Raw genomic sequence first — 12685 nt, forward strand, 5'->3', positions numbered from 1 at the left:
GTTTACTAGTCTCTTCTCCTAAGATTTACTATTCACTGTCGATTGAAGGTTTACCTTTGATCCAGAATAAGTCATTCCTTCCGGTTCTTCCATTAACCAAAGCGGTGCATCCAGATCGAAGTAATGAATATTAGGATGGGCAGCTGCTAAATGGGCTACAGCGCTAACAGAAAGTGAAGATTCCATCATACTTCCGACCATACATTTTACACCAGCTGTTTCGGCAATATCGGCAATACGCCACGCTTCACGTATGCCACCACATTTCATTAATTTAATATTAATTAAGTCTGCATATCCCCCTTGAACGATTTTCAATGCATCACGCGCTGAAAATATGCTTTCATCTGCCATAATGGGCGTTTGTACATGATCTTTGACATACTTTAACCCATCCCAATCTTTCGCATGAACAGGTTGTTCAATAAACTCGATATTTAAATTACGATTTTCCATCTCTTTAATGATCGTAACCGCTTCTTTTGGATTCCACCCTTGATTTGCATCTAATCGTAACGTCGTATTTTTTGGTACACTATTTCGAATTGCTTCAATACGTTCTAAATCTAAATGAGCAGATTTTCCCACTTTAATTTTTAAAGTTTGAAATCCTTTTTCTACATGTTGCTTTGCCTCTTTTGCCATAATAAAAGGCTCATCTACACTCACCGTAATATCTGTATGAATTTCTTTCTTCCCGCCTAATAATACGTAAAGTGGAACGTTTTGATGTTGACAATACACATCATATAAAGCAATATCTACTGCCGCTTTCGCACTTGGGTTTCCAATACAACTCATTTGAATGTGCTGCAGTAACTGCTGAAATTGAATGATATCTTGACCAATTAAACAAGAACGCATCGGTCCTAAAATTGCTCCTTCAATCCCGTTAGCGAAATCCCCCGTAATAACTGGTGTTGCGGTTGCAGCACCCTTGCCAACAATTCCTTTATCTGTATGAATATATACATCTATACTTTCTATTTCGGTTACGGTACGAAGCGCCGTTTTAAACGGTGTATGAAGATTTACACGTCTACGATTTACTTTTACATCGGTAATTTTCATATTGTTCATCCTTTCGTTGTCTGAGAAAGTGGAACCTTAATCCCCCAAAAAGAATTAATTTTTTAGGAACAATAAATCTCCTCTTTCGCTTACTTTTCATGTAGGAAGTTAATGTGAAATAAAAAAATCCAGCCATAAGAAGATTCTTATGGCTGGATTTTGTCTAGGAATGGGTAGACAAAGCAGCGATTTGATTATATTTTTTCTGTGCATCTTTTAATGCTACAAGGAGTGCTTTTTGAGACGAACCGAAGTATCTATTTTTTATTTCTGTTACCAATAGTGGATCATTAATATTTTTATGTAGAAATAAATATTTAACGAATTGAGATGTTAATGCAATTGTCGCTGAGCAATCTGCATCTACAATTTCCCCTGTCTCCTTAACAAGTACAAACGCTACAAAATAACTTTTGAACTTTTCGGTAATAGGATTATTTTGAGGTGCTTTCGCATCCCCTATGATATAAATTGTATTTGAAGCGTACACAGCTATCTTCCTTTCTAATACGGGATAACGGTTTTCTTAATAGTCGTATGAGTGATAAACTCAACGTTGATTAAGAAATGTATCCGCTCACCTTGTATTATAATACAATTGACAGAATTTTAACAACATTTATTTTGGTATATATTCCATAATTATAAAAACAGCTCAAACTCTTCATTTTTACAATATGTGATTGTTACTTGTACCATGCTATTTATACATGAAAAAACAGTTAGCTATCTATCGCTAACTGTTCAATTACACTACTTCGGCATCACAAATATAGTTTCATTTGACTTTGAAAATTGATATTCTTTTCTCGCAAACTTCAAAATCTCTTCCTCATCGTCTGTTAAATTTTCTATGTTAGCCTTTAAAGAGCCTTTATCTTTCTTTAAAGATACTAATTGTTTCTTTTGATTCATTATTGTATCTTTTTTTCCCACGATTATTTCTTGTTGTTTCGTTAAAATAAATTGAACGTACAATGTAGCCGCCGCAATAAATATAAACATGAATATAAATCGCCTTAGTTTCTTCTTATTAATTGCTCGATTCTCATTAGACTGTGATAGTTGTTCTTGTATATTAGGAACATTTATTCGCTTGAGTTTCCTCATTTTGAAATCCCCCTAACACATATATTTTTACTACCATCGGCATGATCTCTTACTAACTGTAATTCTATTCTTATAAAATAAGCTCCTTCACAAAAATATCTCACAAATTAACCAATTAAAGATAGCATTCGACGACATTTCCATATTTACATTGATTTTTTTTATGTATGCTGCCATAAAATAGTAGTTTCTGTTATTCTTTTTCTATTATTGTAGAAGAGTTTTTTTACATACGAAATTTCTCCTCGTTTTAACATGCTTACAAGGAGAAAAAAACTTCATTTTCGTACATTCGATAAAACCTGAATTATTGATTCAGAATTAGAAGTTGGATCATAGATCAACTCTTAAGGCACTTACCTATATACATTCAATATAAAAAAGCCCAAATTGGGCTTTTTTAATCTTGTAAATCAATATCATATTCCATACTTTTGGCTGTTTCCTCAGCAATCTCCACACCTAACAAATTTTTCACAATATGAAATGACATGTTAATACCAGCTGAAATACCTGCCGATGTAATAATGTGTCCTTCATCTACAAATTTTACATTCTCCATTACTTCTATATTCGGAAAGTCTTTTTTGAAAGTTTGAATACTGGCCCAATGCGTTGTTGCTTTTAAACCTTCCAATAAGCCGGCTTTCGCAAGTAATAGCGCACCCGTACAAACTGAAGTCATTAGCTTTACTTCTTTCATTTGCTGACGAACCCAATTTATTATAATATCATTTTGCATTTCATTTTCCCTAACGCCTTTACCACCTGGAATGATTAAAATATCAATTGGTGGTAAATCTTCAATACTATAATCCGGCTTTACCTTTAATCCATTTCTTGCTGTAATCATTTCTCCATTTTGGCTAACTGTATATACAGTAAATGGTTTTTCTTCATCCGCTTCGGTTACAGAAAAAACTTCAAATGGTCCTGCAAAATCTAACACTTCTACATCATTAAATAAAAATATGCCTACGCTCCATTTATTTATCATACGTTCACTTCCGATTTTAAATGATGTAAAAGGTGATCATATCCTTTTTCTAACGCAATATCATATGCTGTTTTTCCATCATTTTTCTTAATCGCTTTATTAGCTCCATTTTCAAGAAGTAGCATAACTATTTCTTCACTTCCTAATAATGCTGCTTCATGTAACCCTGCCCAACCACCACTTTGTATAACATTTACATCCAATCCTTTTTCAATTAAGAAAGTAACAAGTTCACTTTGCTTATTCGCGATGGCAGCTTGCAAAGGTGTATTTTCATTTTCGTTTTTTGCTCTATTATGTATATCTGCTCCACTTTCTAAAAGAAAACTTGCTATCTCTTTTTGTCCAAAATAACCCGCTAAATGAAGGAGAGTCCAGCCATCGTCACTAAATTCGTTAACAGCACTTGGATTCGTTTTTATAAACTCCACCACTTCTTCCTTATTACCAGTTATAACAGCTTGTACTATTGATTGTAAAATTCCCATAATAATCTCCTATCTTTCAAATATTTAAGCATACTCTTCTATATGTTCTATTGATTATGCTATTTTCCTGTAAATATAGAAGTTTACATAACAATATTATCTAACCGATCCCCATCTTTTATTTTAAATATTAAAATTTTTTGTTAAAATAAAATTATCATGTTTTATACGGAGGAGAAATTATGTTACAAGTAATGCCTTTAAATAGTGAAGACTATGATTTAATTACAGCTGCTGAAAAAGTAATTGAAAAAAACTATAAATATGGCCATCATCATATCGGTTCAGCTGTAAGAACTACAACAGGTAACATTTATGCAGCAGTGCATGTTGAAGCGAATGTTGGAAGAATTACAGTGTGTGGTGAGGCTATGGCGATTGGAAAATCTATTTCAGAAGGCGATCATGAATTTGATACCATTGTAGCAGTCGCTCACCCACACCCTCATGAAGATATAGAAAAATGTTGGGTTGTTGCTCCATGTGGTATGTGTCGAGAATTAATAAGTGATTATGGAAAAAATACGAACGTTATACTTTCTTATAATGGTGAACTTGTAAAATGTAACGTAATGGAATTATTACCTGAAAAGTATACAAGTGAAGTAGAATAATCATTCCTGTTTTCCATTCATCAAATAATATTATTCCAATAAAAAAAACAATCCATTTTTAAAATGGATTGTTTTTTTATTTCTTTTTTATGCAATTTATTTTATTTTTCTATTTTTAACAACAATAGAATTATCATTAATAAAAATGAAATCCAAATATTAAAGCGCACATTGTAGAGTGTTTTTCATTTGAAAACAAAAACGATATTTCTCATTACATTTGAAAAAACTTATTATAAACTCTCTAAAATCAGCAGTCTTATCATACCAATCTATAACAATTCTGTCTTCTTCCCTTACCTGTTTCCTTTAACACATATGATTTTAAAACGAGCGCCGTTAATGAATCTGTTAATGTTTTATATGATAAATTAGATAATGCTAATAGATCGTTCGTATATAACATTCTATGCTTCTCTAATAATAATAGTACTAATCGTTCAGACGGTTTTAATGCTTCGTCACTTTCTAGTATAAAGTCTATATTTTTCATTTCTCTAATTATTACTCCTTATATAAAAAAATACTTACACACCTAATTTAATATAAAAATAATACACAACAAAACTTGATTTATATTAAAATAATATCGTTTCAAAACACTATTATACTATAACATAGAAAAAGCATTTCCCGAAATAGGAAATGCTTTTTTAAATTGCTTATATGTTTTTTCCAAACCTACAATATATCTCAAACTCTTATCCGTACAATTCCCTCCTAATTTCTCTGGTCACCTAAAAGTATTTATAACAAATCAAGTCCTTCCAAAATGATTTAAATAAAAACGGCTAGTCATACATGCTATAAACATGATAGACTAACCGTTTTCCAGCTTCTTCTCAATTATCATGTTCTACCTTAAATATTTCTTGCGATATGCGGCTTACTGTAATGACTTGTTCCACCGCCGCCTACTACTACTTTACCGCCTTTTTCAAATATTAATAATTTACTTGAACCATCTGCAAGAAGTACTATTACTTCAGCATTATTACTTGTTGCTACATAAATTACATAACCACTTTTTGATATACATGTTTCCCAATTTCCATCAAATTCAGATCTTACTACCCGATTTGAATACACTTGATTTTCAATTCTTCCTTGTTCTACGTTTTCCAAATTTATCCCCCTACTGCTCTAAAATATCATTTATAGTAAAATAACAGCCCTATTTAAAATAATGACTGACTTTAACATAAATAGTATATGTAGCTACTAGAAGAATGCTTGGACAATGAATATGTAATGACCTGTAAAGAATTCACAACTAAAACAAGGGAGTCGATATAATATCGATCCCCTTGCTTTCATAAATAGTTCTTTATTCTTCGTTTCGCACAGCTTCAAAAGTAAACATTTGATTTGCATTTGACGGCTCTTTTCCATAAACATAGTCAGCAGAGCAAGTAACGTTAGAGAAACCTATACTTTCTAACAGAAGATTAAACTCTTCTATTCCATACCAGCGCAGCGCGAAGCGTTGTAATTCTGTTTGTACTAACTGTCCTTTACTCCATTTTTCATATTTTAAATATGATAGAGTAACTTGGTTCAGCCAATCTATTTCAATTGATTTATTTTCTAATGTAATTCCGTCTCCGCTTGGCAAAGAAAAAGTCGATGTATGAATTTTCCCAGTCTTCCAGTCATGCGGCAGCATAATATCTACGATTAGTCGCCCGCCTGGATTAAGATGTTCATAAAAACATTTCAATGCGTTTATAGAATCCGTACGATTTTCAATTAAACAAAAAGATCCAGTAGGAATGATAATTGCCTCGTATTTATGTGGCAGTGAAAATTGTTGTAAGCTTCCCTCATATAAATTAGGATGTAAGCTTCTCTCTTTACATCGTATGCGGCACGATTCTAGCATTTCAGGTGAATAATCTATCCCATCTACTGTAAAACCAGCTTCAAGAAGCGGGATGATAACGCGCCCTGATCCTACTGCCGCTTCGAGAATTCTTCCTCTACAATTTTTTAAACGTTCTTCGTAATACTCAATATCACCATTTAAAGAATAACCGACAGGCTTTGTGTAATCATAAAGTTCCGTGCAAAGTGTACTATAAAAACTAAACATTTATTTTCTCCTCCGTTTTTTACGTACGGAAGATTTTCTTTCAATTAATCTTCCTGTACCTTTATTTTTAATGAAAATTCGAAAGAGCTGACTGTCATAATATATCACTCGCTTTCCATACAATATAATTATATTGTATAATATTTCCTTCGAAATGAAAATATAGAAAATGAAAATTCAGACTTTTATCGAAAGGAGGATATGATGAATTCATTAATTGGATTTGTTTTTCTTCTTATTTCTTTTAATATACTGATTTTCTTTATAGCAAATAAATATCCACAAATATGGAAAATAGCGAGTGGTCTTTTCATTCTTTCTTCCCCTATTGTTTTCTTCGCCACTTTGCACGTAATTGGTGAAAAAGTAGGAGATGGATTTGCTGGAGGTTTTGCTGGGCTTACCTTTAGTGGTCTATTGATTATGAATGCGATTTTTTTATTTGTTGTAACCATTTTTGTATCTGCTAATAAAAATTCAAAATAAACTCCCCCTTTCAAAGTTTAAAGAGCTTACTATGCAGTAAGCTCTTTATTCATAACTATTTATTTCACAATCGGCAATGTTACTTCACTTAATTTTACTGTAAGCTTTGTGCCCGCTTTCGGTCTAAATGTATAATCATAGTCACTAGCGATTAAAATGACCCCTATTTGATGCCCCGCTTTAAATACATAATCATCAGGCTGCATATCCCATGTAAATGTATAATCTTTGCCCGGTTGAATCGCTGTTGAATTTTCTATACTCTTTAAGTTTTGTGGATCCATCCAGCCTCTCGTAACAATTTCCGGCTTTGCTCCACCATAATCAACAAGTAAAGCAGTTAAATTTGATACAGATCGATCAATATTTCCTGTAATTGAAATCTTTGGTGTACCGCTTATACGCGTATCTTTTTGGAGTACAGGCATTGTATACACTAATCGATTGGCTACTTCTAATTCTGGGTTTGCTATTAATTGATTTGATTTCATTTTTGCATCATCCACGAATGAAAAAACTTTATTTGCAGAGCCCATACTTAATGGCAAATTAACTGCTTTGTTACTTAAATACATACGAACTTTTGACGGTACAGCTGCTGGATCCGGCCAATTTTTTATTTTATCCCAAGTTTTATTTTCACGTTGAACATCAACCATTGGTTCATTCATAATTCCATTTTCAATTCCATACAACCAATAATCGAACCATTTATTTTGTGTTCTTTGCCAGTCATTCGTTGATGTTCCACCATGTCCACCTTGATGTAACCACATTTTACGAGGAACATTATTTTCTCCAAGCGCATCCCACCATTGCGCGAACTGCTTCGTCTTAACATTCCAATCATTTAAACCATGAACCACAAATACACTTGCTTTTACATTTTTAGCATCTTTTACATAATTACGTTTATCCCAAAAATTATTATAATTACCAGTTTTCCGGTCTTGTCCAGCTGTTAACTCTTTTATTACTTGTCCGCAAACTTCAGGATTTTCTCTTGTTAGTACTGCTTCTGCCATATTATCTGTATCTTCTCCTTGGTATCCACCTGGCGCAATGACTGCACCGTTTGCACGATAATAATCATACCAACTACTGATCGCTGCGATTGGAATAATTGTTTTTAAACCTTCAACGCCAGTCGTCGCAACAGCATTCGGTAACGTACCATTATAAGAAACTCCCGTCATCCCTACATTTCCTGTTGACCAATCAGCCTTAACTTCCTCACCATTTTCTGTATATGCTTTCGCACGCCCATTTACCCAATCAATGACAGATTTCGTCCCTAATATTTCTTGCTCATCCCCAGTAGTCGGACATCCGTCTGATTTTCCAGTTCCTATACTTTCACCTAAAATGACTGCATAGCCTCTTGGCACATAATAATTGCCGTATGAACCGAGATTAACAGCTCCATACGGTTTCCCTTCATACGCATACAATTCTTCGTCTACATTATATACAGGAACATCTTTTAAGCCAGATCGATATGGACTCATTTCATAAATAATGGGAACTTTCACATTCGACTCAGTTTTTGGACGCATAACTTTAACTGATACACGATCCTTGTTTCCATCTCGATCACTATCAACTTCCGTTTCTACAAATAGATTTTCGATAATTGCTTCATCAAGCGAGTAAATCGGCTTTGTCATCCCATTTTCTAATTCGATCTTCGTATTTGATTGTACCCCTTCTGAAACTTTCCCATTTAACTTCACGTCATTCTCATTTATGTAGTTTGTTTCTTTATTGTCTGCATACGCAGTCATACTAGAAACTCCTGATGTGACTGATAAAGATAAGATTGTTGATAATGTAATTGCTATTTTCTTTTTCCCCATACTTTTTCCTCCCCATGTATGTCTCCTTTTACTATACAACAAAATTACAGAAAATTCAGTTTATATTTTATGCAACAACTTGAAAAATTTGTAGAACACTCTTCACACGAGCTTTCAAGATTATTTATCCTGATTTACCACTCTCATATAATCAATAAAAAACATCGCCTAATAATAGACGATGCTTCTAACAGTATTGAATTAGTCATTCTTCATATTCATATAAAATCGTATTTCTCCATCTATAGTAGATACTCCATAGTCAAAACCATGTCTCTCTAAAATACTTTTCACTATCGCTAAGCCTAATCCTGTACCTGAATGGTCTTTACTACGAGAAGATTCTAAGACGTAAAAAGGTTCCCAAATTTTATCGATATCTTTCATCTGTTCCGCATTCATACCATTTTGAATTTGAAAATATATATTTTCATTTCGATTTTCTAAAGTAATTTTTATATTTTGATTTGCTGTATATTTTATCGCATTAGATATTAAATTTTGAAACACCATTCTCATTTTATTTACATCAGCATAAACAACTTCATCGCCAACATTATAGTTCACTTGCAAATTGATTTCTTTCGACTCCAGTTCAATCTTATGCTTATCTAATATACTTTGGACTAGTGATGTAATAGAGAATTCTTCTTTTTCTAAAACATCTCTTTCTAGTTTAGAAAATCGTAATAACTCTTCAATTAGGTTTGATATGTGATCAGTTTGTTTAATGATTGTATCTATGTACGTACCATCATCTAAACCATCTTTGATTCCCATAGAATATGCTTTCACTAATGCGATTGGAGTTTTTAATTCATGCGTCACATCACCCATAAATCGTTTTAAATGTTCATTTCGATCTGTTAAATCTTCATGCGCTTCATTTAGTTTTTCACTCATGATATTAATACTATTAGCTAAGTCCCCTATTTCATCATTTGTTTTCACTTTCGCTCGTTCAAATTTCAAATTTGAAATATCTTCTGCAACATTACTTAATTCTTTCAATGGTCTGGTGATTGTTGTTGAAAGCATCCATACAAGTACGATAATGAGAAAAATCGTAATGCCAAAAATGTAAAAATAAAATGAATTTAACGTTTTTATTACTTCATTAGAATGTGCGATTGAAACTCCTACTAAAATTAACATATCGTCTTTCGCAATGTATTTCACAAAAAAACTAGATTTAATCTTTTCTTGATCATATATTTTATTCGCTTGCCCGAAGTTCTTTACTTTCATTACTTCTTCTTTTGTAATCCAAAGTTTATTAAGGGCAACCCTTTTCCTTGTAAGTTGCATACGTAACTCATCATTAATTTGATCTTCCGAATTCTTAATTGATGTATACGCAATCGTAACATTTCCTTTATTTTCAATGCTAGTAATCGCTTCATCCAGTTGTTTGCTCTCTATGGACTGTATTTGTGCTGTAATACCTTCTAAACTTTCTCGCGTTTTGTAAATATTATATTTCGGTAAAAGATAGTTAATTAATAATAAAGATATCGAAAAAATAAGAATAACAGTTAAAGAAATGCTGAGAAATAGCTTTTTTCCAAGTTTATTCACTCTGCTCCTCCAAACTATATCCTAAACCACGATGCGTTTTTATAATATTTTCTCCTACTTTTTTACGTAATCTTCTTACATGTGTATCAACCGTTCGCTCTTCTCCATAATAGTCAAATCCCCATACGATATCTAACAATTTTTTACGAGTTAAAATCATGCCTTTGTGATTTAAAAAACACTTTATTAATTCTAGCTCTGTTTTTGTAATATCTAACTCTTTGTCATTTTTATAAACTTTATTTTTAGTGAAATCTATTTTCAAATCTTGAACTTGAATGACATCATCATGCTGTATTAGCTTTTTCGCTCGCGTAATCAGTACGCCTGGATGAAATGGTTTTTTTACGTATTCATCTGCCCCACTTTGAAGCGCTGCTAGCTCATCTTCACTTTCACTTTTCGCCGTAAGCATTAATACTTTAACGCTAGAGTTCTTCTTTATTTCTTGACAAACAGTAATACCACTATGTTTCGGCATCATCCAATCTAAAATAGCTAAATCAATTTTTTCATCAAAAAATATTTGAAGTGCTTCTTCTCCATCTTTCGCTAATAAAACTTCGAAGCCTTCTTTCTCGAAATAAGCCTTTAAAATCCTTAACATATCTTTTTCATCGTCTGCTATTAATACTCTCATACATTATCCTCCATTGCTATTAAACAAAAACCAATTGTATTATACAACTTCTTTGTTACATAAATATGACAGAAAAATATTTGAACATTTTAAGGGTATAGTAAAAACGAGGTGTTGTATTATGATTAAAAAAATCGGGGTCATTACTCTTCTTTGTTTCTTATTATCAACAAATGTGTTCGCAAATACAAATCAACAAATTGAAGTGTTTGATTGTCAAAAAGAAATGGTCATTCAAAAACAATCTTTAGATCCAGCTATTCAAAAAAAAGCTGTTCAATATGCTAAATCCATTACTGGCCCGTTCAAAAACTTAAATGTCGTTCCAAAAGATGGTCACATGATAAAAATCCCTTTATCTAAACCAATTTCTATTACAAATCAATGGCTACAAACAACAATTGATGAAGTACTTATTCTTCTACCACTTAACGAAAAACCTTATATTATGCTTTACGACGATGAAAACAATCCACATTTTTATTATGTGAAAGGTGATCCGAAGAGATTATTGAAGCAAATGAATGTTAAGTTATAATGTAAGAAAGATCCCACAAATATCATTCGCGGGATCTTTTTTTATCAATTAACAACTTGATTTTCATTTAAAAAATGACTAACCTGTCTTTTATGATGGTTATCATGATCTACAAATTCTTTAATAATATATATAAGAGAATACGGCGTTCCAGTATGAGGACAATGTGATACTCCATTGGCAGTTAAAGGTTTCTTTAGATTTTCAGCAGACAGTAATCTAAGTTCTTTTACGAGTAACTCTCTTTTAGCTTTTGCTTCTTCAAGAAGTTTCATCTTAGATATACCGGATTTGGCATAACTAGATGCTAGTTTATTATATATATCAAAATCAGGGAACTCCATTCCCTTTCCATCTCTCACTGATGATAATGTCTCACGTAATAGATAGTCATCCCAGTTCATAATATGAGATATGATTTCGCCAATAGTCCATTTCCCCTCTGATATTGGTACCACCCACAATTCCTCTTTCATACCTTTCAATGTATTTATCCAAATTGAATATTCATTGAAATCATTAATAATTTTATTTTCTCCCATCATCCAATTCCCCATTCTAATATTATATTCATATAAATTATAACATCAATCTACACAAAACAGAACAAAAGTTCTGTTGAAGAGGTAAAAAATAATTCACTACATCCTTTTATATAAGTTCAAATAATGGCTCGCTCCCATATATTTTGTCCCTTTCACAAATCCAATCGAAGTATAAAATTTGTCACCCTGTACTGTATCTGTATTTAAAACAACAATATTAAAATATTTTTTCGCATCGCTTATAATTCTCACTAATAATAACCTCCCTAATCCTTTCCGGCGGTATTCTTTTGCAATATAAAATCTTCTTACCCTACCAATCTTATTGTTTATTATATACGGATCCTCAGTTAACCCTCCTATTCCGATTAACTTTTCCTCATGAAAAATCCCATATAAGCATTCACCAGTTTTATTAAATGTGTTTATTTTATTTTCATATTCACTGATTAGTTTTATTAGGAAATAAAATCCTTCGTCTTTGCTTTCCTGAACAAGATATTCGTGTTCGTATATCATTAAATCTTCAACTTGTTGAATATGTATATCTTTCAAGTAAATCCCCCTTACTATGAAAATACATAAAAATGCTCTAGAATTATTGATTCTGAGCATTTTTATGATTGTTATCTTATTCAATTCGTAGTATGTGTATTCTTCACTTCAGATG

General features: G+C 32.2%; 16 protein-coding genes. 3 read left to right on the forward strand and 13 right to left on the reverse strand.

Features of this window, described 5'->3' with window-relative positions:
- Positions 1–18 precede the first annotated feature (18 nt).
- The 5 genes from J0835_RS13670 to J0835_RS13690 form a co-directional block, all read right to left on the reverse strand.
- Positions 19–1080 (reverse strand): dipeptide epimerase, encoded by a 1062-nt coding sequence (locus J0835_RS13670; protein ID WP_140386780.1) that lies wholly within the window; start codon positions 1078–1080, stop codon positions 19–21.
- Positions 1081–1234: 154 nt separating this feature from the next.
- Positions 1235–1561 (reverse strand): DUF3870 domain-containing protein, encoded by a 327-nt coding sequence (locus J0835_RS13675; protein WP_087980704.1) that lies wholly within the window; start codon positions 1559–1561, stop codon positions 1235–1237.
- A 263-nt stretch (positions 1562–1824) separates the two neighbouring features.
- On the reverse strand, positions 1825–2181 hold the full coding sequence (locus J0835_RS13680) for an FtsB family cell division protein (RefSeq protein WP_087980705.1): 357 nt from the start codon (positions 2179–2181) through the stop codon (positions 1825–1827).
- Between the two features lie 400 nt (positions 2182–2581).
- Complete coding sequence (locus tag J0835_RS13685) at positions 2582–3178, reverse strand: DJ-1/PfpI family protein (protein WP_087980706.1); 597 nt, start codon at positions 3176–3178, stop codon at positions 2582–2584.
- Positions 3175–3666, reverse strand: coding sequence for an ankyrin repeat domain-containing protein (locus J0835_RS13690; RefSeq protein WP_087980707.1), 492 nt, complete (start codon positions 3664–3666; stop codon positions 3175–3177). Before J0835_RS13690 ends, J0835_RS13685 begins: the two co-directional genes overlap by 4 nt.
- A 182-nt stretch (positions 3667–3848) precedes the next feature.
- Between J0835_RS13690 and J0835_RS13695 the strand changes: the two genes are divergently transcribed.
- Complete coding sequence (locus J0835_RS13695) at positions 3849–4280, forward strand: cytidine deaminase (RefSeq protein WP_087980708.1); 432 nt, start codon at positions 3849–3851, stop codon at positions 4278–4280.
- A 262-nt stretch (positions 4281–4542) separates the two neighbouring features.
- On the opposite strand, the gene J0835_RS13700 is transcribed toward J0835_RS13695, so the two are convergent.
- From J0835_RS13700 to J0835_RS13710, 3 genes are all read right to left on the reverse strand, one after another.
- On the reverse strand, positions 4543–4773 hold the full coding sequence (locus J0835_RS13700; protein WP_000789031.1) for a hypothetical protein: 231 nt from the start codon (positions 4771–4773) through the stop codon (positions 4543–4545).
- 368 nt (positions 4774–5141) lie between these two features.
- Complete coding sequence (locus J0835_RS13705; protein ID WP_087980709.1) at positions 5142–5405, reverse strand: hypothetical protein; 264 nt, start codon at positions 5403–5405, stop codon at positions 5142–5144.
- Positions 5406–5607: 202 nt separating this feature from the next.
- The gene (locus J0835_RS13710) at positions 5608–6372 is read right to left on the reverse strand and encodes a class I SAM-dependent methyltransferase (protein WP_333728128.1); all 765 of its coding nucleotides are present in this window, start codon (positions 6370–6372) and stop codon (positions 5608–5610) included.
- A gap of 201 nt (positions 6373–6573) precedes the next feature.
- Here J0835_RS13710 and J0835_RS13715 point away from each other — a divergent pair, with 201 nt between their 5' ends.
- Positions 6574–6858 carry a hypothetical protein gene (locus J0835_RS13715; RefSeq protein ID WP_140386781.1) on the forward strand — a complete coding sequence of 95 codons (285 nt, stop codon included), beginning with the start codon at positions 6574–6576 and terminating at the stop codon, positions 6856–6858.
- A 59-nt stretch (positions 6859–6917) separates the two neighbouring features.
- On the opposite strand, the gene J0835_RS13720 is transcribed toward J0835_RS13715, so the two are convergent.
- The 3 genes from J0835_RS13720 to J0835_RS13730 form a co-directional block, all read right to left on the reverse strand.
- Entirely contained in the window at positions 6918–8714 is a 1797-nt protein-coding gene (locus J0835_RS13720; protein WP_333728129.1) for a Xaa-Pro dipeptidyl-peptidase, read from the reverse strand.
- A 201-nt stretch (positions 8715–8915) separates the two neighbouring features.
- A complete protein-coding gene (locus tag J0835_RS13725; RefSeq protein WP_087980713.1) occupies positions 8916–10292 on the reverse strand; it encodes a sensor histidine kinase in 1377 nt (458 codons plus the stop codon).
- The gene (locus J0835_RS13730) at positions 10285–10932 is read right to left on the reverse strand and encodes a response regulator transcription factor (RefSeq protein WP_087980714.1); all 648 of its coding nucleotides are present in this window, start codon (positions 10930–10932) and stop codon (positions 10285–10287) included. The genes J0835_RS13725 and J0835_RS13730 overlap by 8 nt, the downstream gene beginning before the upstream one ends.
- A 121-nt stretch (positions 10933–11053) precedes the next feature.
- On the opposite strand from J0835_RS13730, the gene J0835_RS13735 reads away from it, so the two are divergent.
- A complete protein-coding gene (locus J0835_RS13735) occupies positions 11054–11470 on the forward strand; it encodes a hypothetical protein (protein ID WP_087980715.1) in 417 nt (138 codons plus the stop codon).
- A gap of 44 nt (positions 11471–11514) precedes the next feature.
- Here J0835_RS13735 and J0835_RS13740 read toward each other — a convergent pair whose 3' ends face one another.
- Both J0835_RS13740 and J0835_RS13745 read right to left on the reverse strand, forming a co-directional pair.
- Positions 11515–12012: a DinB family protein gene (locus J0835_RS13740; RefSeq protein ID WP_087980716.1), complete on the reverse strand. Its 498-nt coding sequence runs from the start codon at positions 12010–12012 to the stop codon at positions 11515–11517.
- Positions 12013–12111: 99 nt separating this feature from the next.
- Complete coding sequence (locus tag J0835_RS13745; protein WP_087980717.1) at positions 12112–12570, reverse strand: GNAT family N-acetyltransferase; 459 nt, start codon at positions 12568–12570, stop codon at positions 12112–12114.
- Positions 12571–12685 lie beyond the last annotated feature (115 nt).

Origin of the sequence: Bacillus cereus group sp. Sample62, assembly GCF_036851315.1 — a bacterium.
Classification (GTDB): Bacteria; Bacillota; Bacilli; order Bacillales; family Bacillaceae_G; genus Bacillus_A; species Bacillus_A wiedmannii.